This window comes from Streptomyces sp. G5(2025) (assembly GCF_049542075.1).
Classification (GTDB): Bacteria; Actinomycetota; Actinomycetes; order Streptomycetales; family Streptomycetaceae; genus Streptomyces.
The window spans coordinates 2,066,605-2,093,564 of record NZ_JBMUZT010000006.1 but is presented as its reverse complement, the minus strand read 5'-3'; the positions used below and the strand labels follow the sequence as shown (position 1 = coordinate 2,093,564).

The following is a 26,960-nucleotide window of genomic DNA, read 5'->3' as shown; positions in this document are numbered from 1 at the left end:
GGAAGCGGGTACGCAGTAACCGCTTCCACAGTTCACCACGCCCCGACTTCCGCCCACTTGACCCGCTGTCACGCCTGCCGAGCGGCTTCACCGCCTCGGTTTCCGCCCGGTTCTTCGTCACCGTCGGCACGGCAACCCTTCCGTCGTCGGAATAAGGTGCCCGGAATCTAAAGCGGTTACTGTCCTTGGTCAACCCCCTTTGACGAGTGTTCTCTTGACCGGTCTGGCGGATCGGCCCTAGCCTCCAGGCGCTGGTGAGTAACCGGTTACTACGAGGGACGGTCACGCGTGGCAGATCAGGCACAGCAGGCGGAGCGGGCCGGTGGCCCGCCGTTCACGGCCCTGGCGATGGGCGCGGACGTCGCGGCCCAGGTCTTCGCTCCGGCACTTCGTGAACGGCTCGGCGCGTGCGTGGAGTTGGCGCCCGGCGTGCTGGCCGGTCCGCTCACCGGCGCCGCGTCACGGGAGGTGCTCGCCGGGACGGAGATCCTGGTCACGGGGTGGGAGTGCCCGCCGCTGACGCCCGAGGTCCTGGCGTACGCGCCCCGGCTGCGGGCGGTCGTGCACGCGGCGGGGTCGGTCAAGTCGCTGGTGACGGAGGCGGTGTGGGAGCGGGGCATCGTCGTCTCCTCGGCGGCGGACGCCAACGCGGGCCCGGTGGTGGCGTTCACCCTGGCGGCGATCACGTTCGCGGCCAAGGGGGCGTTGCGGACGGCGGCGGGGTATGCCGCCGGGTGGCCGCCGTTCTCCGAGCGCACCGGGGCCGACGCGCGCACCGTCGGCGTCATCGGCGCATCCCGCATCGGGCGGCGCGTGATCGCCGCGCTGCGGGCCTCCGACGCGGGGTATCGCGTACTCCTCACGGACCCCTACGTGACACCCGCCGAGGCGGCGTCGCTCGGCGCGGAGCTGTCCCCGCTCCCCGAGCTGTGCGCCCGCAGCGCCATCGTCACGGTGCACGCGCCGCAACTCCCGGCGACGCGCGGCCTGTTGAGCGAGGCCATGCTGAGGCTGATCCCGGACGGCGGCTGCGTCATCAACACGGCCCGGGGCTCACTCGTCGACACGGAGGCGCTGGCCCGGGAGTGCGGCACGGGCCGCCTCGACGCGTTCCTGGACGTCACGGACCCCGAGCCGCTGCCCGCGGGGCACGCCCTGCTGCGCCTCCCGAACGTCCTCGTCACGCCGCACATCGCCGGGGCGCAGGGGAGCGAGGTGCGGCGGCTCGGGGAGTACGCGGTCGCCGAGGTCGAGCGTTACGTCGCTGGGGAGCCGCTGCGTGGGCGGCTCCGCCGGGAGGAGCTGGGGCGGCTGGCCTGACGGCGCGGGGAGGTTGTTCCCCGGCGGGCGTGGGGGCGGGGGTTGCCTCTGTACGCCGGCGGGCGCCCCGCAAGGACATCTCCCACCCGCCCGTCATCCGGCGGTGCCGCGGTCCCGTAGGGGCGTAAACACGGTGGCCCACCGGTCCGCAGTCGTGAGCGAGACCTGAGGGGACGTGGCGGTATGTTCGCCCGGAGCACAGTGGTGCGACGCCGGGCGCCGAAGCGGCGGGGCGCCGACGCCAAGATAGCGAGGACGGACATACCGCCGCGGCCCCGCCACCCGACGAACCGCAGACGCGGCCGGACCCAGCCGAGCCGGGAGACGTTCGCCGGCTGCCCCGCATGGGTGGCCCGCCCTCAAGCCCGCTGCGGCCCGCTGTTACAGAGCGGCCGATCAGCAGGCACTATGGGCACAGAGCGGCACGCGCCACGGCTCGGCACGCGGCGGCACGGACCTGCAACACGTTCGAAACCGGGTAGTGGGATGCTCGTGTGCCCGGGGTGTCACATGGCGCGGGAGCAGGCGGCCTGACCAGCAAGGATGGTCTGACCAGCAAGGATGGGTGGAATCGGAAGATGGACAAGCAGCAGGAATTCGTGCTCCGTACGTTGGAGGAGCGCGACATCCGGTTCGTACGCCTGTGGTTCACGGACGTCCTCGGCTTCCTGAAGTCGGTGGCCGTGGCCCCGGCCGAGCTGGAGCAGGCCTTCGACGAGGGCATCGGCTTCGACGGCTCGGCGATCGAGGGATTCGCCCGGGTGTACGAGTCGGACATGATCGCCAAGCCGGACCCGTCGACGTTCCAGGTGCTGCCCTGGCGCGCGGAGGCCCCCGGCACCGCCCGCATGTTCTGCGACATCCTGATGCCGGACGGTTCCCCCTCCTTCGCGGACCCGCGCTACGTACTGAAGCGCGCCCTCGCCAAGACCTCCGACCTCGGCTTCACCTTCTACACCCACCCCGAGATCGAGTTCTTCCTCCTGAAGGACAAGCCGCTGGACGGCTCGCGGCCGACGCCCGCCGACAACTCCGGCTACTTCGACCACACCCCGCAGAACGTGGGCATGGACTTCCGCCGCCAGGCCATCACGATGCTCGAATCCATGGGCATCTCGGTCGAGTTCAGCCACCACGAGGGCGCGCCGGGCCAGCAGGAGATCGACCTGCGGTACGCGGACGCGCTCTCCACGGCCGACAACATCATGACGTTCCGCCTGGTCATGAAGCAGGTCGCGCTGGAGCAGGGCGTCCAGGCCACCTTCATGCCGAAGCCGTTCTCCGAGCACCCCGGCAGCGGCATGCACACGCACCTGTCCCTCTTCGAGGGCGACCGCAACGCCTTCTACGAGTCCGGCGCCGAGTACCAGCTCTCCAAGGTCGGCCGCTCCTTCATCGCGGGCCTCCTGCGGCACGCCGCGGAGATCTCCGCGGTCACCAACCAGTGGGTGAACTCCTACAAGCGCATCTGGGGCGGCTCCGAGCGCACGGCGGGCGCGGGCGGCGAGGCCCCCTCGTACATCTGCTGGGGCCACAACAACCGCTCCGCGCTGATCCGCGTACCCATGTACAAGCCGGGCAAGACCGGCTCGGCGCGCGTCGAGGTCCGCTCGATCGACTCGGGCGCCAACCCCTACCTGACCTACGCGGTGCTTCTCGCCGCCGGGCTCAAGGGCATCGAGGAGGGCTACGAACTCCCGCCGGGCGCCGACGACGACGTATGGGCCCTCTCGGACGCCGAACGCCGCGCGATGGGCATCGAACCCCTCCCCCAGAACCTCGGCGAGGCGATCGCCCTGATGGAGAAGTCGGAACTGGTCGCAGAGACACTCGGCGAGCACGTCTACGACTTCTTCCTCCGGAACAAGAAGCAGGAGTGGGAGGAGTACCGCAGCGAGGTCACGGCGTTCGAGCTGCGGAAGAACCTGCCGGTGCTGTAGGCGCGGGGGCCTGCGGGTGGGGTTCCCGAGTGGAGGACCAAATTTTTTAGTCGGGGTGGGCGCGGGTGCATCAACTGTCCCCGTCATGCGGCACACACGTCCGGGCGATCCCGGACCGTGCAGGTAAAACAGCACCTGTGAGCAGTGCCGATCGCGGCTGAGCCACGTGGCAGTCGCGAGAGTGGGGCGGCGGTGCATCAACCCCGCGAGAGCTTCGGGATCCGGTGCCACCATGTTGCCGACGGGCGCTCGTCGGCGCCCAGTTGGACAACAGTCCGTGACTGAGCCGGGTGGGACACCCGCGCACTTCGAGATCCAGAGGTACCTCATGCACTCACATCGGCGTCCGGCCTGCGGCGCGCCCAAGCCCTCTGTCCGTCCGGACGGCCATCGAACCGTCATCGTCATCGTGGTCCTGGTACTGGGCGCCGCACTGGCGCTCACCGGAATGCCCGTCATCGTGGTGGCGGAAGTCCTGGCGACGTGCGGTCTGGTCGGTGCCCATCTGGCCCGACGCGCTCCGGCCGCCCCCCAGGGACTGTGACCGAGGCCGGCCATGGCGCGCCCGGAGCGGTCGATTCCCCCCTCCGACCCGGACCTGGAGCGGCTCGCGGGGTGGCTGCGCAGGCAGCGCCGGGCGGCGGGCCTGACCCACCGGGAGATGGCGAAGACGTCCGGGCACGCCTTCTCCGCCACCACCTTCTCCCGCGCCGCGAGCGGGAACGGGATTCCCCGCTTGCTGGTCGTGGAGGCGTACGCCCGAGCCTGTGGAGCCCCGGTCGGTGAGGCGCGGCGGTTGTGGCAGGCCGCTCGTTACGCCGAGCACCGGCGGAGGAATCCCGCGGCCGGTGTGCCCGGGCCGGACCGGGTGTACGACCGGGACGGGCTGACCCACGCGCTGCGAGAGCTCTACTACAAGGCGGGCGCGATACCCGTCGACGAGATGGAACGCCGGGCCGGCCGCCACGGTGAGCTGCCGCACAGCACGGTGTTGCGGATGCTGGCGGGCAAGTCCATGCTCGACCTCGCACAGCTCATGGCCTTCCTGCGGGTGTGCGAGGTGACCGACGGCGTCGAGGTGGAGCGATGGTGCGACGCCTGGGACCGTGCGCGGCGACGTCAGGACATGGAACGCCAGGGGAGCCGGCTGGCGCGTGTGCACGAGGCGTCGGCGCGCAGCCGTCGAAGCGTTCGCGGCGACAACGCGTCCACTGCCGGTGGCGGTTCCGCGACCCACCCCCGATTTCTCCCTTACCCTCACGCGGCCCTCGCGGGGTCCTGGAAGCAGCGCACGGGGACCCCGTAAGGGCGCGGGGGACCGCGCGCTCAGCCCGAGAAAGGCCGCAGACGCGTCTGCGGCTCCGCCGCGCGGGGGGCGGCCCGCGCCCACGCGGCGGAGCCGCACATCGATGCGGCCCCGCGCCCCTTACGGGGCGCTGACGATCGCGTCCCGCAGCGGTGTAGCCGCACGCACCCGGTACTCCTGGATCGCCCAGCCGTTGCCGTCCGGGTCCTTGAAGTACATGAACGTGCCGCCGTCACCGGGCGCGTGCCGCACCGGCTCGGTGACGTCCAGGCCGCGCGCGGTCAGCTCCGTGTGCGCCGCCTTCGCGTCGGCCACGCACAGCTGGAGGCCCTGGTAGGAACCCGCGGCCGGCACCGGGCCGTCCATCGTGTCCCAGAGCGTGTCGGACAGGGCGATGGAGCAGCCCGAGCCGGGCGGGGTCAGCTGGACGATGCGCAGGCCCGGCATCACCTCGGCGTCGATGTCGACGTGGAAGCCGAGCTTGTCGCGGTAGAAGTCTCTCGATCGGTCGATGTCGCTCACGGGCAGCGGGATCACTTCGAGCGTGTATTCCATGCCCGGCAGTACATCAGGCGCGGCGGGGCCACGCGGGCGGAACACGGCAGAGAGGCCGTAGGCTCGGGCCCAGGAGTGATCGAACGGAGGCGCGAGACCATGACGCTGCCGCAAGGCCGCAGAAGCAGTACGTTCACGCGGCTGCTACGGCACGGTTTCACCGACCCGTCGGCGGCGGAGCGGCTCCTGGACGCCGCCGAGCTGAGCGCCGTCCGCTCCGACCCGCTGCTCCTGGACGCGCTGGGCGCCACCGCCGACCCCGACCTGGCGCTGCTCGGGCTCGTACGTCTCGTGGAGGCGCAGGAGGACGAGGCCGGTCGGCGGGAACTGCTCGACACCCTCGTCACCGCCAAGCCGCTGCGCGATCGCCTGCTCGGTGTGATGGGCGCCTCCGAGGCGCTCGCCGACCACCTGGCCCGCCACCCCCGGGACTGGCGGGCCCTCGCCACGTACGAGTCGGCCGACCTGCACCCCGGCGTCGCGGACTTCGAGCGGGGCCTCGCCGACGCCACCGACCCGGTGTCGCTGCGCGTCGCCTACCGCCGCTGTCTGCTGGCCATCGCGGCCCGTGACGTGTGCGGCACCACCGACGTGGCCGAGGCCGCGGCCGAGCTGGCGGACCTCGCGACGGCGACGCTGCGCGCGGCGCTCGCCATGGCGTGCGCGGCGGCCCCCGGCGACGCCGCGCAGTGCAGGCTCGCGGTCATCGCGATGGGCAAGTGCGGCGGCCACGAGCTGAACTACGTCTCGGACGTCGACGTCATCTTCGTCGCGGAGGCGGCCGACGGCGCCGGTGCCGAGGACGAGGGCAAGGCGCTGCGGGCCGCGACGCGCCTCGCCTCGCACATGATGCGGATCTGCTCCGAGACGAACGTCGAGGGCACCATCTGGCCCGTCGACGCCAACCTCCGCCCCGAGGGCAGGAACGGCCCGCTGGTGCGGACCCTCTCCAGCCACCTCGCCTACTACCAGCGCTGGGCGAAGACGTGGGAGTTCCAGGCGCTGCTCAAGGCCCGCCCCGTCGCGGGCGACCTGGCGCTCGGCGAGGAGTACGTCGCCACACTCGCGCCGCTGGTCTGGCACGCCGCCGAGCGCGAGAACTTCGTGGCGGACGTGCAGAAGATGCGCCGCAGGGTCGTCGAGAACATCCCGGCGGGGGAGGTGGAGCGGGAGCTGAAGCTCGGCCCCGGCGGGCTGCGGGACGTCGAGTTCGCCGTCCAGATGCTCCAGTTGGTGCACGGGCGCAGCGACCCCTCGATCCGCAGCGGGTCCACGCTCGCCGCCCTGGACGCCCTCGGCGCGGGCGGCTACGTCGGGCGGGTGGATGCCGCCCAGCTCGACGACGCGTACCGCTTCCTGCGCTCCCTGGAGCACCGCATCCAGCTGTACAAGCTGCGCCGCACGCACCTGGTGCCCGAGGGCGACGCGGACCTGCGGCGCATCGGCCGCTCCCTCGGGATGCGCACGGAGCCGATCACCGAGCTGCACCGCGCGTGGAAGCGGCACACCTCCGTCGTACGCCGCCTGCACGAGAAGCTGTTCTACCGCCCGCTGCTCGACGCCGTCGCCCAACTCGCCCCCGGCGAGGCACGCTTGAGCACGGAGGCGGCCCGCGAGCGGCTCGTCGCGCTCGGCTACGCGGACCCGAGCGGCGCCCTGCGCCACCTGGAAGCGCTCGCCTCGGGCGTCTCCCGCAAGGCGGCCATCCAACGTACGCTGCTGCCCGTCCTGCTCGGCTGGTTCGCGGACTCCGCGGACCCGGACGCGGGCCTGCTCAACTTCCGCCAGGTCTCCGACGCCCTCGGCAAGACCCCCTGGTACCTGCGGCTGCTGCGCGACGAGGGGGCCGCGGCGGAGAACCTCGCCCGCGTGCTGTCCGCCGGCCGCCTCGCCCCCGACCTCCTGCTGCGCGCCCCCGAGGCGGTCGCCCTCCTCGGTGACCAGCGGGGCCTGGTGCCGCGCGGCTGCGCCCATCTGGAGCAGGAGATCCTGGCGGCGGTGCGCCGCGCGGACGGCGCCGAGCAGGCCGTGACGGCGGCGCGCGGGGTGCGCCGCCGGGAGCTGTTCCGTACCGCCGCGGGGGACATCATCGGCTCGTACGGTACGGAGGACAGCCCCGCCGAGGCCGACCCGGGCGCGCTGGTGGACCGGGTGGGCGACGCGATCTCCGACCTGACCGCGGCCACCATCGCGGGCACGCTGCGCGCGGTGGTCCGCGACGGCTGGGGCGACACGCTGCCGACCCGGTTCGCGGTCATCGGCATGGGCCGCTTCGGCGGCCACGAGCTGGCCTACGGCTCGGACGCGGACGTCCTGTTCGTGCACGAGCCGCGCGAGGGCGCGGACGAGCAGGAGGCGGCGAAGGCGGCGGCGAAGGTGGTCGCGGAAATGCGCCGCCTCCTCCAACTCCCCTCCGCGGACCCTCCATTGCTCATCGACGCCGACCTGCGCCCGGAGGGCAGGAGCGGCCCGCTGGTGCGCACCCTGGGCTCCTACCGGGCCTACTACCGCCGCTGGTCCCTGGTATGGGAGTCGCAGGCGCTGCTGCGGGCCGAACCGGTCGCGGGCGACGAGGAGTTGGGCCGCGCCTTCATCGACCTGGTCGCCCCGCTGCGCTACCCCGCGGAGGGCCTCGGCGAGGACGCGGTCCGCGAGATCCGCCGCCTGAAGGCCCGCATGGAGGCGGAGCGGATGCCGCGCGGCGCCGACCCCACGCTCCACACCAAGCTGGGCCGCGGCGGCCTCTCCGACGTCGAATGGACCGTCCAGCTCCTCCAGTTGCGGCACGGCTGGGCCGAACCGGGCCTGCGCACGACCCGCACCCGCGAGGCCCTGGCCGCCGCCTGCGCCGCGGGCCTGATCCCGGCCCAGGACGCGGCGACCCTGGACGAGGCCTGGGTCCTCGCGACCCGCGTGCGGAACGCGGTGATGCTGGTGCGCGGCCGGGCGGGCGACACGTTTCCCTCCGGGGGGCGTGAACTGGCGGCGGTGGGCCGCTACTTGGGCTATGACGCGGGCCATGTCGGCGACATGCTGGACGACTACCGGCGGATCACGAGGCGGGCGCGGGCGGTGGTGGAGGAGAGGTTCTACGGGGCGTAGGGGCGCTCGTTCAGCTCACGGTTCTCCCGTCCGGCCCGGGTCCGGCCCGGGTCCGGTCCTGAGCCGGACCGATACGCTGGACCGGTGATCCGGCGGTACTTCGAAGGCCTCAGCCGCTTCGAGGCGGCGTTCGTGGTGGCCGTCGCCTGCCTGGCGGTGGCCGGGATCGGGTTTGCGTTCCGGCCGCACTCCGACGGGGGCGGCAGCACCGCTCCCCGCCCCACGGCAACGGCCGAGAAGCTGCCGGTGGTGGTCAGTTCGTCCGAACCGGCACTCATCGACGCCGCCTGGGAACGGTCGGAGATGGGCCTTCCACCGCCGCCCGGTTCCGACGCCTCGCTCACCGAGCGGGTGCTGGACGAGATACGGGAGAAGACCCTCGTCATGGCGGGCATCCGGGCCCAGGTCGGTACCAGGTGCGAGGGCGGCCAGGTCACGGTGAAGAAGGGGGAGTGGACGCTGTGCACTGCCAGCTACCAAGGCGTGGAGCTGGTCTGGGAGGTGCTGGTCGAGGACGTCACCGGCGGAGGGGCCTGGACCGTCCAGCTGATCGACTACCAGGTCTTCCCTCCCGACTCGGGCGTACTGCTGGCCAAGGCGGTCCATGGCCGGTTCTGGGCCCAGCATCACGAGCATGCGAAGGAACTGCGCTGCGACCGGATCCCGCCTCTCAAGAGGGTCACGCTCGATGAAGACACCGGCTACCGGTGCCAGTACCTGGACGTGGACGGTGACGTGCCGCGTTGGGTGAACACGAAGGTCATCCTCGACGCGGCCGGTCCCGTCTTCCGCGAGATCGAGTGACGAATGAAGGGTGATCAACAGCCGCCATGCGGCAGCAGGCACCGCACCTGCTTGCCCACCGGTGTCCGTGTCACGTCCCACCCCGAGGCGAGGACGTCCATCAGCGCGAGCCCCGCCCCGACTCGGCGCAGGGATCGTCCAGCGGTACGCCGGTGTGGCGGGGCAGGCGTACCCGGTCCGGGTCGTGCAGCCGGACCCACACCCCGGTGGGCCCCGCCTCCACCTCGGCCACGAGCGGCGCGAAGTCGCCGCAGGCGTGGAGGGCGTTGCCGTACAGCTCGGCGAGGACCAGCTGGGCGCCGTCGACTGCGTCGGGCTCGACCCCGGCGCCGTGCAGGACGTCGTGGGTGAGCCCGCGGGCCGCGCGGAGGTTGCGGGGCGAGGCGGACATGTGGAGGACGAAGCCGGTGGGGGTGCGGGTGAGGTAGTGGCCGAGGTGGGCGGTGGTGGGGGCGTGCGGGACGAGGTTCATGGGGCCTCCAGTCGCGGTCCGGTGCTCGTTGCCGGTGGCCGCCAACTGAGGTCATGTGGCGGCGTGTTGAGAGTGCACCCTTGCGGTGATCGATCGCAATGTTTCTACCCTAACGAGTGACTGTTTCTGTGAAGCGGTGCGTGAACCGCCCTGCCGCGGCGCAGACTTGCGGCATGCCGAACTCTCCGTTGGTCCCGACTGTCAGGCGCCGCCGCCTCGGTGCGACGTTGCGCAAGCTGCGTAACGATGCGGGCCTCACTCTGGATGAGGCCGCCACGGCCATGGGATGGCAGAGCCCGAAGATGTCGAAGATCGAGAACGCCGTGCAGGCGATCAGGCCCAATGATCTGGCCGCCCTGCTCGACGTCTACGGCGTCACGGACCCAGAGGCTCGCGGCACGCTGGACCGCCTGTGCAAGGACGCGGGCAAGCGCGGCTGGTGGCAGACCTACTCCGGGATCGTCCTGCCGCCCTACGCGGACTACATCTCGCTGGAATCCGATGCCGAGCAGATCTGCGACTGGGCGCCATTGCTGGTCCCTGGGCTCCTTCAGACCGCCGCGTATGCCAGGGAGACGATCGCCGGGATCACTACGCGCACTCCTGAAGAGGTGGCGGCTCTCGCCGAGGTGCGCATGGCCCGGCAGTCCGTCCTGACCCGGCCGGGCTCACCGCTGGAGCTGTGGGCGATCCTTCACGAGGCGGCACTCCATCAGCGGTTCGCGGCGCGGCCCGCCACGATGCGTGAGCAACTGCGTCGGCTGCTCGATGTGTCCGACATGCCCAATGTGACCGTGCAGATCATGCCGCTTGCCTCAACTCCCCATCCGGGGCTGGAAGGAGGATTCACCTTGGCCAGGTTTCCCCGTCCTGTGCCGGACGTCGTTCTTCTGGAGAATCTCGGCAGGGCGGCATACGTTGAGGGTGACAATGCGGCACCCTTCGCGAGGGCGTACGAGCGCATCAGGGCTGCGGCGCTCTCCGTGGAGGACTCGCTCGTACGCATCGCAGAGCTGGAAGAAGGCCTCAGAAAGTGAAGCACCCCGACGTGGACCCGCGCGAACGTGACCTCTCCGGAGCGGTTTGGCGCAAGGCCTCAGCCAGTGGTGGGGAGAACAACTGCGTCGAGGTCGCCGACCTCCCCGGAGGGGCCCGCGCCGTCCGTGACTCCAAGAACCCCGAAGGCCCCGCCCTCGTCGTGGGGCCCGGCGCCTGGGCCGGATTCCTCGGGGGCGTCACGGGCTGACGCCGCCTATACCCCGTACGCCGCCAGCATGGCCCCCGCCTGCGCGAGGAACCCCGCCAGCGCCAGCTCGAAGGCCCGGTCGGCACGGCCCGGCGGCACCGCGTCCAGGGCCCGGGCCAGCGCGGGCGTCGCCGACGTGTCCGTCAGTTCCCACATCGCCTCGGGCGCCGCGAGGTCCAGGGCCGAGCCCAGCACCATGTTCTCCAGGGCGATGATCAGCGGCATGACGTCCGCGAGGGCGAAACCGGCGTCCAGGAGCAGCGTCACCGCCCGCTCGTACTGCCGCAGCACCCGCGGCGCCCGCACCGGTGACGTCATCAGGAGCGGGATCGTCCGGGGGTGGGCTGCGAAGGCCGCGCGGTAGGAGCGGGCCCAGGCGGCCAAGGAAGCGTCCCAGGGGCGGTCCGGGTCGAGCGTGGCGGAGTCGATCGCCTCGGCCACCCGTTCCCGCAGCAGCTCGATGATGCCGTCGCGGCCGTCCACGTGGTGGTACACCGAGCCCGTCTGCACGCCGAGCCGCCGCGCGATCTTCGGCACGCTGAAGTCGCCGTCGCTGTCGACGAGTTCCAGTGCCGTGGTCGTGATGCGCTCGCGGTCCAGGAGTGGTGTGCGCGGCCGGCCCATGGTCCCGATGCCCCTGTCTGTCGGTGAGGTCTTCCCGAACTGCCCAGGGTGAGGCTACATTGCCGAAACCGAAAGCCTTTAGGTTTCGGGCCTCCCTGCCTCCTGCCCGGCGTCCGGTCCCCGCCGCACGCCGTGCCTCCGCCCGCCGCAGAAGGGCTGCTTCGCCATGCCTGCCACCAGCACCACGGAGAGATCCGCGCCCACACTCCGCACCGGCTCCCTCGGCACCGCCGACATCGCGTTCTTCGTCGTCTCGGCCGCCGCCCCGCTCACCGTGATGGCGGGCGTCGCCCCCGTCGCCCTCACACTCGGCGGCATCGGCGCCCCCGTCGGCTACCTCCTCGCCGGCGTCACCCTGACCGTCTTCGCCGTCGGGTTCACCACGATGAGCCGGCACGTCCGCGGCGGCGGCGCCTTCTACGCGTACATCACGCGCGGTCTCGGCCGCCCGGCCGGAATCGCCGCCGCGCTCCTCGCCGTGCTCGGCTACAACGGCATGGAGATAGGCGTCTACGGCCTGCTCGGCACCGCCACCCAGGACACGGCGCACGCCCTCCTCGGCGCCGACATCCCCTGGCTGCCCGTCTCCCTCGCGGGCCTGCTGCTCATCTGGTACGGCGGCTTCCGCTCCATCGACTTCGGCGCGAAACTCCTCGGCGTCCTGCTCGTCGCCGAGACCGGCATCCTCGTACTCCTTGCCGGCGGGGTCCTCCTCAAGGGCGGCGCCGACGGCCTCGGCGTCGCGAGCCTCGCGCCCGGCCATGTCCTCGTGCCCGGCACCGCGGCCGTGCTGGCCTTCGCCTTCGCCGCGTTCACCGGGTTCGAGTCCACTGTCATCTACCGGCGCGAGGCCCGCGACCCGAACCGGACGGTGCCACGCGCCACCTACATCGCCGTCGCGTTCCTCGGCCTCTTCTACGCCTTCGTCGTCTGGACCGTCGTCCAGGCCTTCGGCGACGAGCAGGTCGTCAAGGCCGCGAGCACCGACCCCGCCGGGCTCTTCTTCTCCGCCATCACCACCTACGTCGGCGGCTGGGCCGCCGACCTCATGCACGTCCTCATCGTCACCAGCGTCCTCGCCTCCCTGCTCGCCTTCCACAACGCCATCAACCGCTACAGCCTCTCCCTCGCCGAAGAGGGTGTCCTGCCCAAGGCGCTCGGCCGCGTCCACCCGCGCCACCGCTCGCCGTACGTCTCGGGCGCGGCCCAGACCGTGCTCGGCGCGGTCGTCGTCCTCGCCTTCGCCGCGGTCGGCGCCGACCCCTACCAACAGCTGTTGCTGTGGGTCAACACCCCCGGAATGATCGGCCTGTTGGCCCTCCAGCTGCTCGCCGCCGTCGCCGTGCCCTGCTACTTCCGCCGGATCAGCCATGGGGAGGGCGTCCTGCGTACCGTCGTCGCGCCGGTCGTGGCGACGGTGCTGCTCAGTGCGGCGCTCGTCCTCGTCGTCACGCACGTCGACCTGTTCACCGGAGCATCGCCCCTGGTGAACACGGTCCTCGTCTCCGTGGTCCCCGCGGTCGTCGTCCTCGGCCTCGCGCTCGCGTGGCGGCTGCGCCGCAGCCGTCCGGAGGTGTACGAGGGTTTCGCGGCGAAGCATGACTGAAGCGACGGCGCTACGGCTCCCTCTGCCTCGTTCCCCCTCCCACCTGAACGGAGTTCCCCGTGCCCACCGCCGACCTCGTCCTCACCGGCGCCCACATCCGCACCCTCGACCCCGACCGGCCCCATGCCACCGCGCTCGCCGCCCGTGACGGGGTGATCACCGCCGTCGGCTCCGATGCCGACGTACGCGACTGGTGTGGTCCTGGCACCGAGGTGATCGACCTCGCCGGGGCGACGCTCGTGCCCGGCCTCGTCGACTCCCACAGCCACCCCGTATGGGGCCTGGAGATGGCCACGGGGCTCGACCTGTCCGCCGTACGCGACCTCGACGCGCTCCGGACCGCGCTGCGCGGCGCCGAGCGGACCGGGGGGTGGATCGTCGCCTGGGGGCTCGACCACAACGCCTTCGGCGGGCGGGCCGTCGACCGCGCGCTCATCGAGGACGTGCTCGACGGCGCACCCGCCTTCATCCACCTGTACGACGGCCACTCCGCCCTGGTCAGCGGCGCCGCCCTGCGCGCGGCCGGGATCGAGGGGTCGCGGGAGTTCGTCCAGCGTTCCACCATCGTGTGCGACCCGGACGGGCGGCCCACCGGGCACCTGATCGAGCACGCCGCCATGGACCTCGTCCAGGCCGTGCTGCCCCGGCCCTCCTTCGCCGAGCGCCGCGACCGCCTCGTGGAGCTGCTCTCCGGCATGGCGGCCACCGGCCTGACCGGCGCGCACGTCATGGACATGGGCGGCGGGGACGTGCCGGAGCTGCTCGCCGCGGTCGAGGCGGCGGGCGACCTGCCCCTGCGGCTGCGGCTCGCCCCCTGGTGCATGCCCGGCGTCGGCGCCGACGGCATCGAGGAGATCATCGCCCTCCAGTCCCGGGCGGGGCGGCTGTGGCGGGTCGGCGGCGCCAAGTTCTTCATGGACGGCACGGTCGAGGGCGGCACGGCCTGGCTGGAGCACGCGGACTGCCACGGCCAGGGCACCGACGCCTTCTGGCCGGACCCGGAGGCGTACGCGGACGCCGTGCGGCGCCTGCACGCCGCCGGGGTGCGCACCGCCACGCACGCCATCGGGGACGCGGCCGTGCGGCACGTCCTCGACACCGTGGCGTCACTGGGCGCCGGCGGCCGCCTCGCCCACCGGATCGAGCACATCGAGACCGTGCCCGACGACACCGTCCCGCGCTTCGCCGAGCTGGGCGTGATCGCCTCGATGCAGCCGCCGCACACCGCGTACACCCGGGCCGACCACAGCGACGAGTGGTCCAAGCGGCTCGGCGACGCGCGCGCCGCCCGGGCCTGGCGCATGCGGAACCTGCGGGATGCCGGGGCGTACGTGGCGCTCGGCTCCGACTGGCCGATCGCGCACTACGACGTACGTGAGGTCCTGGCCACCGCCCGCAGTCCGCGCGGGGCGGCTTCGCACGGGCCGGGGCTGACCGGGCTCATGGCGCTGGAGGGCTGTACGACGCACGCGGCCGTCGCCGCGGGTGAGGCGGGCGTGGCGGGGCGGGTCGCCCCCGGGTGCCGGGCGGATCTCACGGCGTTCGGGCTCGACCCGGTGGTGGCGGGGGCCGATGAGGTGGCGGCGGCGCCGGTGTTCCTCACGGTGGTGGGAGGGCGGGTCGCTCACCGCGGGGTTTGAGCGGGGAGGGAGTGCCCCGAAGCCTTGGTGCGGCCCCTTTCGCCTGCGGCGGGCCCCGCCTGGGCGTCTGCCGGGGGCTGTGCGTCGGTGGGTGCGGGTGGGGTGTGGTTGCTCGCGCAGTTCCCCGCGCCCCTTTTTCGCCTGCGGCGGGCCCCGCCTGGGCGTCTGCCGGGGGCTGTGCGTCGGTGGGTGCGGGTGGGGTGTGGTTGCTCGCGCAGTTCCCCGCGCCCCTTCAGGGGCGCTAGACCTTGACCGGCAGCGCATCCACCCCGCGCGGCAGCGCATGCGGCAGGGCGCCGTACCAGAGGCGGGTGACCATGAAACCGAAGGTCAGGCAGAGCATGCCGCCCACCGCGTCCAGCCAGAAGTGGTTGGCCGTGGCCACGATCACCACGAGTGTCGTGGCGGGGTAGAGCAGGCCGAGCACCTTGGCCCACGGCACCGAGGCGAGGGCGAAGATCGTCAGGCCGCACCACAGGGACCAGCCGATGTGCATCGACGGCATCGCCGCGTACTGGTTCGACATGTTCTTCAGGTCACCGGAGGCCATCGAGCCCCACGTGTGGTGCACCAGGACCGTGTCGATGAAGGTGGTGCCGTTCATCAGGCGCGGCGGCGCCAGGGGGTACAGGTAGTAGCCGACCAGGGCCACCGCCGTCGTCGCGAACAGGACCAGACGCGTGGCCGCGTACCGCCCGGGATGGCGTCTGAACAGCCACACCAGGACGCCGAGCGTCACCACGAAGTGCAGTGTCGCGTAGTAGTAGTTCATGCCGACGATGAGCCATGTCACGGAGTCCACGGCGTGGTTGACGCTTCGCTCGACCGCTATCCCGAGGTCCTGCTCGACGCGCCAGAGCCAGTCGGCGTTGCGCAGGGCCTGCGCCTTCTGTTCCGGCACGGCGTTGCGGATCAATGAGTACGTCCAGTAACTCACCGCGATCAACAGGATCTCGAACCACAGCCGGGGCCGGCGAGGGGTCCGCAGGCGACGCAGGAGGTTCCGCCCATTGCGGTCATCTTCCTCGCCCGCGATGGGTGATGCGGTGGGCGCCTGCCGGCCCTCAAGTGTTGTCACGATCGTCTCACCCATAGGCACAGAGTCTGCCAGATCCCCGTCCTCCGACCGATCATCCCCTGGTCGGGTCCGGACCGCATTCTCTCCGTCGGAAGTACGAGGCCACGGCCCGCAGAACCCTAGGGGCGTCTGGGCGCGGAAGCGGTTGAACCGCGAACCACCAGTTCCGGCATGAAGACGAACTCGCTGTGCGGGGCGGGGGTCCCGCCGATCTCCTCCAGGAGTGTACGCACCGCCGCCTGCCCCATCGCGGGCACCGGCTTGCGCACCGTGGTCAGCGGTGGATCGGTGAACGCGATCAGCGGCGAGTCGTCGAAGCCGACCACCGAGACGTCGTCCGGGACCTCCAGGCCGCGCTGGCGGGCCGCCCGTATCGCGCCGAGGGCCATCATGTCGCTGGCGCACGCGATCGCCGTGCAGCCGCGGTCCATGAGCGCCGCGGCCGCCGCCTGGCCGCCCTCCAGGGTGTAGAGGGAGTGCTGGACCAGATCCGCCTCGATCTCCTCCGGTGTCAGGTGCAGCTGGTCCTGCATCGTGTGTACGAAACCCTCGATCTTCCGCTGGACCGGCACGAACCGCTTGGGGCCCAGCGCCAGTCCTACGCGCGTATGGCCGAGGGAGACGAGGTGCGTGACCGCCAGGCGCATCGCCGCGCGGTCGTCCGGCGAGATGAACGGCGCCTGCACCTTGGGCGAGAAACCGTCCACCAGGACGAACGGCACGCCCTGTGCCCGCAGCTGCTCGTAGCGCTGCATGTCGGCGGAGGTGTCCGCGTGCAGCCCCGAGACGAAGATGATGCCGGACACCCCGCGGTCCACCAGCATCTCGGTCAGCTCGTCCTCGGTGGAGCCGCCGGGGGTCTGCGTGGCGAGGACCGGGGTGTACCCCTGCCGGGTCAGGGCCTGCCCGATGACCTGGGCGAGTGCGGGGAATATGGGGTTCTCCAGCTCCGGCGTGATCAGCCCCACCAGGCCCGCGCTGCGCCGGCGCAGCCGCACCGGGCGTTCGTAGCCGAGGACGTCGAGTGCGGCGAGCACGGATTGACGGGTGGCCGCCGCGACGCCCGGCTTGCCGTTGAGCACGCGGCTTACTGTCGCTTCGCTGACCCCCGCCTGGGCTGCGATGTCGGCTAGCCGTGCGGTCACAGGAGGGGACTGTACCGGTCGCATCTCAGGCTGCCCACCAGAGCGTTGCGTCGGCCGGCAGGACAGTCGCGTCGGCGCCCGGCGCCACGTCCGCGCTCGCGAGGAGCAGGGCGCCGGGCGTGGGCAGCGTGACGGAGGACGAGGTGAGGTTCACCGTGCAGACGAACGCCGACCCCGCGCAGGTGCGGCGGAAGGCCAGCACGCCCTCGGGGGCGTCCAGCCATTCGACGCCGCGGCCCGCGCCCAGCGCCGGGTGCTCGCGGCGCACGGCGAGCGCCGAGCGGTAGAACTCCAGCGTCGAGGCCGGGTCGCCGGTCTGCGCCGCCACCGACAGGTCCCGCCACGACTGAGGCTGCGGCAGCCAGCTCGGGCCGCCCTCCACCGGGCCGAAGCCGAACGGCGCGCGCTCACCGGCCCAGGGCAGCGGCACCCGGCAGCCGTCCCGCGTGCCGTCCTGCCCCGTGGAGCGGAAGAACGCCGGGTCCTGGCGCACCTCGTCCGGCAGATCGGTGACCTCGGGCAGGCCGAGCTCCTCGCCCTGGTAGATGTACGCGGAGCCGGGCAGCGCCAGCATCAGCAGCGTCGCCGCCCGCGCCCGGCGCAGGCCGCGGGCCTCGTCGCCGTCGGCGAAGCGCGTGGAGTGGCGTACGACGTCGTGGTTGGAGAGCACCCAGGTGGCGGGCGCGTCCACGGAGTTCATCGCGGCCAGGGAGCGGTCGATGACGGCGCGCAGCGCCTCGGCGTCCCAGTCGGTCGTCAGATACTCGAAGTTGAACGCCTGGTGCAGCTCGTCGGGGCGCAGGTACAGGGCGCTGCGCTCGACGGTCGGCGTCCACGCCTCGGCGACGGCGATGCGCTCGGTGCCGTCCTCGCGTGTGTACTCGTCGAGGATCTTCCGCCAGTCGCGGTAGATCTCGTGCACGCCGTCCTGGTCGAAGTACGGCACTGCCTGGCTGCCGAGCAGTTTCACCTGCTCCTCGTGGCCGATGTCCGGCAGGCCCTGCGCCTTGACCAGGCCGTGCGCGACGTCGATGCGGAAGCCGTCGATGCCGAGGTCGAGCCAGAAGCGCAGGATGGAGCGGAACTCGTCCTTGACGGCCGGGTGGTCCCAGTTGAAGTCGGGCTGCTCGGGCGCGAAGAGGTGCAGGTACCAGGAGCCGTCCTCGACGCGCGTCCAGGCGGGGCCGCCGAAGATGGACTCCCAGTCGTTCGGCGGCAGTTCGCCGTCGGTGCCCTTGCCGGGGCGGAAGTGGAAGCGGTCGCGCAGCGGCGATCCCGGGCCCTCGCGCAGCGCCTGCTTGAACCACTCGTGCTGGTCGGAGCAGTGGTTGGGCACCAGGTCCACGATGACGCGCAGGCCCAGCGAGTGCGCTTCCCGTACGAGGTCGTCGGCGTCGGTGAGGGTGCCGAACATGGGGTCGACGGCGCGGTAGTCCGCCACGTCGTAGCCGGCGTCGGCCTGCGGCGAGGCGTAGAAGGGGGAGAGCCAGACGGCGTCCACGCCCAGGTCGCGCAGGTGCGGCAGGCGCGCCCGGATGCCGGGCAGGTCGCCCATGCCGTCGCCGTTGCCGTCGGCGAAGCTGCGCGGGTAGACCTGGTAGATGACCGCGTCGCGCCACCACTCCCGGCTCGGCACGGAGTCGGTGTGGGCGGGCGCGGTGGTGACGTGCTGGGTCATGAAGTCCCTTAGGAGTGCGGGGGTTTGGCCGGGAGGTGACGGGTCAGGACTTGGTGCCGCCGGCCGTCAGGCCCGACACCAGGTTGCGCTGGACCAGGAGGAAGACGAGCGTCGCCGGAACCAGGATGATCACCGAGGCGGCGGTCATCATGGCCCAGTCTGCCCGGGATTCGGTGGCGAAGGTACGGATTCCGACAGCAAGGGTGTAATGGTCGGCTCCCATGAACTGGGAGGCGTACGCCACTTCGCCCCACGCGGTGAGGAAGCTGTAGAACGCCGTCACCGCGAGGCCCGGCTTGGCGAGCGGCACGATGAGCCGCCAGAAGGTGCCGAAGGGCGTGAGGCCGTCGACGCGCCCTGCCTCGTCGATCTCGTGCGGGATGGTGTCGAAGTAGCCCTTCATCATCCACGCGCAGAAGGGGACCGCGGTCGTCGCGTACGTGAGGATGAGCCCCAGGTAGTTGTCGATCAGGTCGAAGCGGGCCAGGAGTTCGTAGAGCGGCACGATCAGGACGGCCATGGGGAACATCTGGGTGACCAGGAAGGACCACATCAGCTGCCGGTGGCCGGGGAACCGCATCCGGGACACCGCGTAACCGGCGGTCGCCGCGAGGAAGACGCCGAGGACGGTGGTGCCGCCCGCGACGATCACCGAGGCGCCGAACCACTGCGGGAAGTCGGTGTCGGTGAGCACCTTGACGTAATTGTCCAGGCTGAGGTTGCCGAGCACCTCGCCCGGGCTCTGCCAGGCCGTCTTCGGGCCCAGCGAGATGAAGAAGATCCACACGACGGGGAAGGCGGCGATCAGGCTCGCCACGATCAGCGTGCCGTGCAGCGCGACGGAGGCGAGCGGCGAGCGCTCCTCACGGCCGCGGACCTTCTTCGGGCGCGGCCCGGCCGGGGTCTTGGCGAGGGCCCCGGTGGTGGCGGGGGAGTGGGTGGTTGCTGAGGTCATGGTGACGGGCCCCCTCAGGCCTGCTCGGTCTTGAGCTGGCGGCGGCGGTAGAAGGTCGAGAAGGCGAGGAGGAGGGCGAGGATCACGATTCCGTAGGTGGCGGCGCCGGAGTAGTCGGACACTCCGGTGAACGCCTTGCGGAAGGCGAAGGTCACGAGGATGTCCGCCTCACCGGTGGTGTTCTGGCCCAGCAGCAGGTAGATCACCGCGAACATGTTGAACGTCCAGATGCAGCCGAGCAGCACCACGGTGTTGGTGACCGGGCGCAGGCCGGGCAGGGTGACGTTCACGAAGCGCTGCCAGGGGGAGGCGCCGTCCATCTCCGAGGCCTCGTACAGTTCCTTGGGGATGGACTGGAGTCCGCCGAGGAGCGCCACCATGTTGAAGGGCACGCCGATCCAGACGTTCACCATGATCACGGCGACCTTCTGGGCGAACGGCGTCGCCAGCCAGTTCTGGGCGGGCAGGCCGACGGCCGTGATCATCTCGTTGAAGACGCCGTACTGCGAGTTCAGCATCAGCCGCCAGGCGAAGACGCCGACGAAGGCGGGGACCGCCCACGGCAGGATCAGCAGGGCGCGGTAGAGCAGCTTGGCGCGCATCTTGCGGTTGAGCAGGAGCGCGAGGCCCATGCCGATCGCGATGTGCAGGGCGACACAGGAGACGGTCCAGACGATCGTCCAGGTCAGGCGCGGGTAGAAGTCGCCGTCCGCGCCCGAGAGGATCGACCAGTAGTTGTCGAGCCCGACCATCTTGTACGTCGCCGGGGCGTGGAAGGCCCCGATGTCCCGCGCCACGTTCGCCTCGTTGGCGTTGGTGAGCGAGAGGTAGAAGCCGTAGCCCAGCGGATAGAGCACCAGTACGGCGAGGACGATGACGACCGGAGCCACCATCGCCCACGCGTACCAGTACTTCTGCCAGGAATGGCGAAGCGCGGTGATCAACTGTGCCTGCCTCAGCCGCTGATGGTGTAACCGGGGAGCAGCTTCTTGAAGTCCTCGGCGGCCGCGTCGAGGCCGGACTTCACGGAGACGTCACCCTGGAGGATCTTCGTGTACTGCTGCACCAGCGGCGTGAAGAGGCTGCCGACCTGGGGGAGCGCCACGCGCGGCCGCGCGGTCTTCATGATCGGGTGGAAGCCCTTGATGCGGGCGTCCTTGGTGACCTCCGGGGTGTACGCGGACTCGCGGGTCGGCAGCGTCGCGGTCTCGGCGGCGATCTTCCGCTGGCTCTTGGAGGAGGTCATGAACTGCGTGAAGAGGTAGGCGGCGTCCAGGTTCTTCGAGCCCTGGTAGACCGTGAGGTCGTGGCCGCCGGTGGGCGCCTGCGGGGTGCCCGTGGAGCCGGCCGGGACCGGGGCGAAGCCGAGGTTGTCCTCGTCGCCCTTGAAGGCCTTGCCCGACAGGTCGTCGGTGACGGACCAGGGGCCCTGGATGAGCATGGCGACCTCGCCGTTCTTGAACGAGGTCTGCATGTTGTCGTAGGCGTTGGCGAAGTCGACCTTCGCGGACGCCTCGTCGTAGACCTTCTTCGCCGTGGTGACGGCCTTGACGGCCTCCGGCGAGTTGATCGTGATCTTCTTCGTCTTCGGGTCGGCGAGGTCGGTCCCCTCGCCGTAGAGGAAGGGGAGCAGGAAGTAGGAGTCGGGGTTGAGGTAGGTGCCCTCGACGCCGGTCTTCTTCTTGATGGTCTTCGACGTCGCGATGAACTCGTCCCACGTGGTGGGCGCCTTCTCGATGCCGGCCTTCTTGAAGAGCTTCTTGTTGTAGAGGATCGCGAGGGTGTCGGTGACCGACGGGACGCCGTACGTCTTGCCCTGGTACTTCGTGGTGTTCAGCGGGCCCTCGGTGAAGTCGTCCGTGCCGCCCTTGAGGGCGAGCGTGCCGTCCAGCGGGGCGATGTAGTGCAGCGAGGCGTACTCGGGGATCAGGCCGACGTCGGCGCGCATCACGTCGGGGGCGCCCTTGCCGGTCTTCGCCGCGGACTTGAACTTCTGCTCGATGGACGCGAACTCGATGTTCTCGTAATTGACGTCGATCTTCGGGTACTTGTCCTCGAAGTCGGCGATGAGCTTCTTGTAGACCGGCGCCTCGGTCGTGGCGTCCGAGGTGTCCCAGTAGGTGAGGGAGCCGGAGATGTCCTTGGCGTCCTTCGCCTTGCCGGTCGAGCCTTCGTCATCGCTGCCGCAGGCGGAGGCGGTGAGCGCAAGGGCGCAGACCGCGGCGGCGATCGATATGCCACGTCGCATGGTGAACTCCTGAGGGATGGACCCGCTGTGCCGTCCGTCCCATCGACGGCCGCCGGGCTGGCAGGAAGTTAACAGCCTTGCAAGCTTTTGCGGAAGCCTTTGCAGAACACTTTCTGACTTCGCCGCGATTCAAGGGGGCGTCGCGCACCGCCCCGCCAGGGGCGCGGGGAACTGCGCGCTCAGCCCAAGCCGGCCCGCACCCGCCAGGCAACCGCAGCGGGCAGACGCGTCGGCGTCAGCGGGCCCGGAGTCGGGGCCCGCGGATCCAGCAGGGCGTCGCGCACCGCCCCGCCAGGGGCGCGGGGAACTGCGCGCTCAGCCCAAGCCGGCCGCACTCGCCACACAACGGCAGCGGGCAGACGCGTCGGCGTCACCGGGCCCGGAGCCGGGGCCCGCGGATCCAGCAGGGCGTCGCGCACCGCCCCGCCAGGGGCGCAGGGAACTGCGCGCTCAGCCCAAGCCGGCCCGCACCCGCCACACAACGGCAGCGGGCAGACGCGTCGGCGTCACCGGGCCCGGAGCCGGGGCCCGCGGATCCAGCAGGGCGTCGCGCACCGCCCCGCCAGGGGCGCGGGGAACTGCGCGCTCAGCCCAAGCCGGCCCGCACCCGCCACACAACGGCAGCGGGCAGACGCGTCGGCGTCGCGGGGTGCGGGGCCGCAGGGTCCCGGCAGCGCCTCGGCAAGGCCCCGGAGGGAACCTCCCCCGCTTCTTGCAAACTCTTGCTGCAAGCCCGTACTGGCGGTACGTTCCCCCGTCATGGCCCAGCACAGGCACCGCACCGCCGCGGTCACCGGCACCGTCCTCGCACTCGTCGCGGCCCTCCTCGCCGCGATACCAGCCGGGGCGGCACCGCCCCCCGACACCGCCCCCCTCGACCTGACGAAGTCGACCGCCCAGTGGATCGACCGCACCACTGTCGCCGTCCAGGAGGACGGCGAACCGGCGGCCACCACCACGCTCGTCGCCGACCCCGACGGAGAACTCGCCGTGCGGGACGGCGAACTCACCGGCACCGGCCGGGAGTCGGTCCTCCGCAGGATCCCCGGTGGCCTCGACCCCGCCCAGCGCGCCAGGTTCCCGCACCTGTCCGCGTACGCCGCCTACGAAGTCGCCCCCAAGGACCGCGTCCACACCGCCGAGGACCTCACCGGCCAAGTGGTCCTCACCCGGCAGAAAGCCGACGGCACCCTCACCACCGCCACCGGTGTCCAGACCCACGGCGTCCTCGACGACCTGTACGCCTCCCGCGCCACCAAGGCCACGCTGGGCCCCGTCTTCCGCAAGGGCGGGGCCACCCTCTCCGTATGGGCGCCCACCGCCCGGTCCGTCGCCCTCGAACTCGACGGTGACCGCGTGCCGATGCGCCGCGACGACGCGAGCGGCGTCTGGTCCGCCACCGGACCCAAGCGCTGGACCGGCAAGCCCTACCGCTACGCCGTCGAGGTCTTCTCCCCGAGCGCCCGCGCGGTCGTCACCAACAAGGTCACCGACCCCTACTCGCTCGCCCTGACCGCCGACTCCACCCGCAGCCTCGCCGTCGACCTCGACGCCAAGTCGCTCGCCCCCAAAGGCTGGCGGGACCTGAAGAAGCCGAAGGCCGTGCCGCTGCGGAACGCGCAGATCCAGGAACTGCACATCCGGGACTTCTCCGCCACCGACCGCACCGCGAAGGCCCGCCTGCGCGGCACATACCTCGCCTTCACCGACGCCCGCAGCAAGGGCTCACGGCACCTGAGGAAGCTGGCCGGGGCCGGAACGTCGTACGTGCATCTCCTGCCCGCCTTCGACATCGCGACCATCCCCGAGCACAAAGCCGACCAGAAGACCCCCGGCTGCGACCTCGCCTCCTACCCCGCCGACGCCGAGAAGCAGCAGGAGTGCGTCGCCGCCGGTGCCGCCGACGACGCGTACAACTGGGGCTACGACCCCTTCCACTACACGGTGCCCGAAGGCTCGTACGCCACCGACCCCGAAGGGACCCGCCGCACCCGCGAGTTCCGCGAGATGGTCAAGGCGCTCAACGGCGACGGGCTGCGCGTCGTCATGGACGTCGTCTACAACCACACGGCGGCGAGCGGCCAGGACCCGAAGTCCGTACTCGACAGAATCGTGCCCGGCTACTACCACCGGCTGCTCGCCGACGGCACCGTCGCCACCTCCACCTGCTGCGCGAACACCGCGCCCGAGAACGCCATGATGGGCAAGCTCGTCGTCGACTCCCTGGTCACCTGGGCCCGGCAGTACAAGATCGACGGCTTCCGCTTCGACCTCATGGGCCACCACCCCAAGGCCAACATCCTGGCCGTCCGCAAGGCCCTCGACGCGCTCACCCCCGCCAAGGACGGCGTCGACGGCAAGCGGATCATCCTCTACGGCGAGGGCTGGAACTTCGGCGAGGCCGCCGACGACGCCCGATTCGTCCAGGCCACCCAGAAGAACATGGCCGGCACCGGCATCGCCACCTTCTCCGACCGGGCCCGCGACGCGGTGCGCGGCGGCGGCCCCTTCGACGACGACCCCGGCGTCCAGGGCTTCGCCAGCGGCCTCCACACCGACCCCAACTCCTCGAAGGCCAACGGCACCCCCGCGGAGCAGAAGGCCCGGCTCCTGCACTACCAGGACCTCATCAAGGTGGGCCTCACCGGCAACCTCGCCGACTACACCTTCACCGACTCCGCCGGCCGCCGGGTCAAGGGCTCCGACGTCGACTACAACGGCGCACCCGCCGGATACGCGGCGGCGCCCGGCGACGCCCTCGCCTACGCCGACGCGCACGACAACGAGACCCTCTTCGACGCCCTCGCCTTCAAGCTGCCCAGGACCACGACGCCCGCGGACCGCTCCCGCATGCAGGTCCTCGCCATGGCCACCGCTGCCCTCTCCCAGGGTCCCGCCCTCTCCCAGGCGGGCACCGACCGGCTGCGCTCCAAGTCCCTGGACCGCAACTCCTACGACAGCGGCGACTGGTTCAACGCCCTGCACTGGGACTGCCGCGACGGCAACGGCTTCGGCCGCGGCCTGCCCCCGGCCGGCCGCGACGGCAACGGCTTCGGCCGCGGCCTGCCCCCGGCCGCCGACAACAAGCCCAAATGGCCTTACGCCGCACCGCTGTTGACGTCCGTCCGGGTCGGCTGCGCGGAGATCGAGGCGACCTCGGCCGCCTACCGGGACCTGCTGAGAATCCGTACGACCGAGCCCGCCTTCGGCCGGCGCACCGCCGCCGACGTGCAGCGCACCCTCTCCTTCCCCCTGTCGGGACCCGACGAGACCCCCGGCGTCATCACCCTGAGCGCCGACGCCGACGGCGGCAGAGACATCGTCGTGGTCTTCAACGCCACCCCGCAGACGCAGCGGCAGCGGATCGGGGCCCTCGCCGGTCAGCCGTACGCCCTGCACCCCGTCCAGGAGAAGGGCGGAGATTCTATCGTCAAGTCCGCCTCTTACGACAAGGGTTCGGGGATCTTCACCGTTCCCGGTAGGACTGTCGCCGTCTATACCCGGAGCGCGCCCTAGGGCGCTAACTTGGTCGGGCGGGCCCGAGGGGGGCCCGCCCCACCGACCTGCCCTCCGACCTGCCCCAAAGGGGCCCCGCTTGAGCACCAACGGCAAGGCAGACACCACGATCCTGGTGGTCGACGACGTCGCCGCCAGCCGATACGCGCTGGGCGCGGTCCTGCGCAGAGACGGCCACCGCGTCATCCTCGCCGCCAGCGCGCGCGAGGCCCTCGCCGAACTCGACGCGTGCGGGCGCGCGGGCGAACTGCCCGACGTGGCGCTCATCGACGTCGGCCTGCCCGACATGAGCGGCTTCGAGCTCTGCCGCCGCCTCAAGGAGGCAGCGCCGACCGCCGCCCTGCCCGTCGTGCACTTCTCGGCGGCCAGTGTCGCCCCCGCCGACCGCTGCCGCGGCCTCGACGCGGGCGGCGAGGCCTATCTGACGGTGCCCGCCGAACCGGAGGAGATCCAGGCCGTCGTCCGGGCCGTCGCCCGCGGGGCCCGTCACCGCAGCGACGCCGAAGCCGAGGCCGGGCACCTCACGCGGCTCGCCGAGACCATCCTCGACGTCCAGTCGGCCCGCTGCCCGCGCGAACTGGCCGACGCCGCGGCCGCGGGCACCGACCGCCTCACCCGGAGCCCCGCCGCCGCGTTCATCCTCGCCGACGACGGCGCGGTGCACCGCGGCCTGTCCCGGCGCAGGGCCGCCGCCTCGCTCCCCGACGACGGCGCGCACGACGCGGTGGCCCGCCTCGTCCTGCGCATCATGTCCGGCCACGTCGGCGTGCGCACCGCCGTCGCACCCGCCCCGCTGTGGCCGCCCGGCTTCTTCCAGGCCGAGCCGGTCAGCGGCACCGGCCCGCCCGACGGCGCCCGGCTCGCCCTGGCCCGCAGCCGCGAGGGCAGCGCCCCGGTCTGCCTCGCCACCCCCTCCTACGCCCAGCACCCCACCCCCGAGACCGGGCGTCTCGTGGGGCGGCTCGCCCACGCCACCGCGCTCGCCGCCGAGCGACTGCTCATGTACGAGATGGAACGCCACATCGCGCTCACCCTCCAGCGCAGCTTCCTGCCCACGCACGTGCCCCAGGTGCCCGGCACGGAAGTCGTCGTGCGCTACGAACCCGCCTCCAGCGACACGGAGATCGGCGGCGACTTCTACGCCGCGCTGCCCACCGCGGCCGGCGTCCTCACCGCCATCGGCGACGTCGTCGGACACTCCCTGGACGCCGCCACCGTGATGGTCGAGATCCGGCACGCCCTGCGCGCCTACTGCGTCGAGGAATCAGACCCCCGGGAACTCGCCCACCGCCTCGACAGCATGCTCCAGCGCTACCACCCCGACGTGACGGCCACCCTCTGCCTGGCCCTCGTCGACCCCGCCACCGGACGCACCCGCGTCGCCAACGCCGGGCACATCCCGCCGCTCGTCGTCAGCGCCAACGGCACCGCCACGTACCTGAAGGCGTACGGCCCGCTCCTCGGCCTCGGCCTGGACCGGCCGACGCCCACCGAGACGGTCCTGCGCCCCACCGACCGGCTCCTCATGGTCACCGACGGCCTCATCGAGACCCGCGGCACCGACCTCGCTGAGTCCATGCAGCATCTGCGCACCGTCGCGGCCGACGCGCCCCTCGGCATCGCCGACCTGTGCGACACCCTCCTCGCCTGCTTCGGCCACGACCGGGACGACGACATCGCGCTCCTCGCCCTGGGCCTGACCGGCACCGGCTAGACCCGGCACCC

Annotated in this window: 21 protein-coding genes; 12 read left to right on the top strand and 9 right to left on the bottom strand. The window is 71.7% G+C overall.

The window, feature by feature from the left end:
- The first annotated feature begins 348 nt into the window (after positions 1–348).
- The 4 genes from ACOBQB_RS20350 (at position 349) to ACOBQB_RS20335 (ending at position 4,566) form a co-directional block, all read left to right on the top strand.
- A complete protein-coding gene (locus ACOBQB_RS20350) occupies positions 349–1,320 on the top strand; it encodes a hydroxyacid dehydrogenase (protein ID WP_423598612.1) in 972 nt (323 codons plus the stop codon).
- Between the two features lie 578 nt (positions 1,321–1,898).
- Positions 1,899–3,260: a glutamine synthetase family protein gene (locus ACOBQB_RS20345; protein ID WP_030786766.1), complete on the top strand. Its 1,362-nt coding sequence runs from the start codon at positions 1,899–1,901 to the stop codon at positions 3,258–3,260.
- A gap of 328 nt (positions 3,261–3,588) precedes the next feature.
- Positions 3,589–3,804, top strand: coding sequence for a hypothetical protein (locus tag ACOBQB_RS20340; RefSeq protein ID WP_423593595.1), 216 nt, complete (start codon positions 3,589–3,591; stop codon positions 3,802–3,804).
- 12 nt (positions 3,805–3,816) lie between these two features.
- Positions 3,817–4,566 carry a helix-turn-helix domain-containing protein gene (locus tag ACOBQB_RS20335; protein WP_423593594.1) on the top strand — a complete coding sequence of 250 codons (750 nt, stop codon included), beginning with the start codon at positions 3,817–3,819 and terminating at the stop codon, positions 4,564–4,566.
- Between the two features lie 120 nt (positions 4,567–4,686).
- Here ACOBQB_RS20335 and ACOBQB_RS20330 read toward each other — a convergent pair whose 3' ends face one another.
- The gene (locus tag ACOBQB_RS20330; RefSeq protein WP_423593593.1) at positions 4,687–5,121 is read right to left on the bottom strand and encodes a VOC family protein; all 435 of its coding nucleotides are present in this window, start codon (positions 5,119–5,121) and stop codon (positions 4,687–4,689) included.
- 99 nt (positions 5,122–5,220) lie between these two features.
- Between ACOBQB_RS20330 and ACOBQB_RS20325 the strand changes: the two genes are divergently transcribed.
- Together ACOBQB_RS20325 and ACOBQB_RS20320 are read left to right on the top strand one after the other, a co-directional pair.
- Entirely contained in the window at positions 5,221–8,223 is a 3,003-nt protein-coding gene (locus ACOBQB_RS20325) for a bifunctional [glutamine synthetase] adenylyltransferase/[glutamine synthetase]-adenylyl-L-tyrosine phosphorylase (RefSeq protein ID WP_423593592.1), read from the top strand.
- 84 nt (positions 8,224–8,307) lie between these two features.
- On the top strand, positions 8,308–9,027 hold the full coding sequence (locus ACOBQB_RS20320; protein ID WP_423593591.1) for a hypothetical protein: 720 nt from the start codon (positions 8,308–8,310) through the stop codon (positions 9,025–9,027).
- A gap of 100 nt (positions 9,028–9,127) precedes the next feature.
- Here ACOBQB_RS20320 and ACOBQB_RS20315 read toward each other — a convergent pair whose 3' ends face one another.
- A complete protein-coding gene (locus ACOBQB_RS20315; RefSeq protein ID WP_423593590.1) occupies positions 9,128–9,499 on the bottom strand; it encodes an ATP-binding protein in 372 nt (123 codons plus the stop codon).
- 173 nt (positions 9,500–9,672) lie between these two features.
- Between ACOBQB_RS20315 and ACOBQB_RS20310 the strand changes: the two genes are divergently transcribed.
- Both ACOBQB_RS20310 and ACOBQB_RS20305 read left to right on the top strand, forming a co-directional pair.
- Positions 9,673–10,536: a helix-turn-helix domain-containing protein gene (locus ACOBQB_RS20310; RefSeq protein ID WP_423593589.1), complete on the top strand. Its 864-nt coding sequence runs from the start codon at positions 9,673–9,675 to the stop codon at positions 10,534–10,536.
- Positions 10,533–10,745, top strand: a complete 213-nt coding sequence (locus ACOBQB_RS20305) for a DUF397 domain-containing protein (RefSeq protein WP_423593588.1) — start codon at positions 10,533–10,535, stop codon at positions 10,743–10,745. Before ACOBQB_RS20310 ends, ACOBQB_RS20305 begins: the two co-directional genes overlap by 4 nt.
- A gap of 6 nt (positions 10,746–10,751) precedes the next feature.
- On the opposite strand, the gene ACOBQB_RS20300 is transcribed toward ACOBQB_RS20305, so the two are convergent.
- Entirely contained in the window at positions 10,752–11,369 is a 618-nt protein-coding gene (locus ACOBQB_RS20300; RefSeq protein ID WP_423593587.1) for a TetR/AcrR family transcriptional regulator C-terminal domain-containing protein, read from the bottom strand.
- 166 nt (positions 11,370–11,535) lie between these two features.
- Here ACOBQB_RS20300 and ACOBQB_RS20295 point away from each other — a divergent pair, with 166 nt between their 5' ends.
- The gene (locus ACOBQB_RS20295; protein WP_423593586.1) at positions 11,536–12,975 is read left to right on the top strand and encodes an APC family permease; all 1,440 of its coding nucleotides are present in this window, start codon (positions 11,536–11,538) and stop codon (positions 12,973–12,975) included.
- 59 nt (positions 12,976–13,034) lie between these two features.
- A complete protein-coding gene (locus tag ACOBQB_RS20290; RefSeq protein WP_423593585.1) occupies positions 13,035–14,615 on the top strand; it encodes an amidohydrolase in 1,581 nt (526 codons plus the stop codon).
- A gap of 241 nt (positions 14,616–14,856) precedes the next feature.
- Here the strand turns inward: ACOBQB_RS20290 and ACOBQB_RS20285 are convergent, their stop codons facing one another.
- The 6 genes from ACOBQB_RS20285 to ACOBQB_RS20260 all read right to left on the bottom strand — a co-directional run bounded on the left by ACOBQB_RS20285 (position 14,857) and on the right by ACOBQB_RS20260 (position 21,719).
- Positions 14,857–15,708 carry a phosphatase PAP2 family protein gene (locus tag ACOBQB_RS20285; RefSeq protein ID WP_423593584.1) on the bottom strand — a complete coding sequence of 284 codons (852 nt, stop codon included), beginning with the start codon at positions 15,706–15,708 and terminating at the stop codon, positions 14,857–14,859.
- 104 nt (positions 15,709–15,812) lie between these two features.
- Positions 15,813–16,838, bottom strand: a complete 1,026-nt coding sequence (locus ACOBQB_RS20280; protein ID WP_423593583.1) for a LacI family DNA-binding transcriptional regulator — start codon at positions 16,836–16,838, stop codon at positions 15,813–15,815.
- A gap of 25 nt (positions 16,839–16,863) precedes the next feature.
- A complete protein-coding gene (locus tag ACOBQB_RS20275) occupies positions 16,864–18,516 on the bottom strand; it encodes a glycoside hydrolase family 13 protein (RefSeq protein ID WP_423593582.1) in 1,653 nt (550 codons plus the stop codon).
- Between the two features lie 43 nt (positions 18,517–18,559).
- A complete protein-coding gene (locus ACOBQB_RS20270) occupies positions 18,560–19,471 on the bottom strand; it encodes a sugar ABC transporter permease (protein ID WP_423593581.1) in 912 nt (303 codons plus the stop codon).
- 14 nt (positions 19,472–19,485) lie between these two features.
- Entirely contained in the window at positions 19,486–20,364 is an 879-nt protein-coding gene (locus ACOBQB_RS20265) for a carbohydrate ABC transporter permease (RefSeq protein WP_423598610.1), read from the bottom strand.
- A gap of 62 nt (positions 20,365–20,426) precedes the next feature.
- On the bottom strand, positions 20,427–21,719 hold the full coding sequence (locus ACOBQB_RS20260) for an extracellular solute-binding protein (protein ID WP_423593580.1): 1,293 nt from the start codon (positions 21,717–21,719) through the stop codon (positions 20,427–20,429).
- A gap of 759 nt (positions 21,720–22,478) precedes the next feature.
- Here ACOBQB_RS20260 and pulA point away from each other — a divergent pair.
- Positions 22,479–25,235: a pullulanase-type alpha-1,6-glucosidase gene (gene pulA / locus ACOBQB_RS20255; RefSeq protein WP_423593579.1), complete on the top strand. Its 2,757-nt coding sequence runs from the start codon at positions 22,479–22,481 to the stop codon at positions 25,233–25,235.
- 79 nt (positions 25,236–25,314) lie between these two features.
- Positions 25,315–26,949 (top strand): SpoIIE family protein phosphatase, encoded by a 1,635-nt coding sequence (locus tag ACOBQB_RS20250; RefSeq protein ID WP_423593578.1) that lies wholly within the window; start codon positions 25,315–25,317, stop codon positions 26,947–26,949.
- Positions 26,950–26,960: the final 11 nt, after the last annotated feature.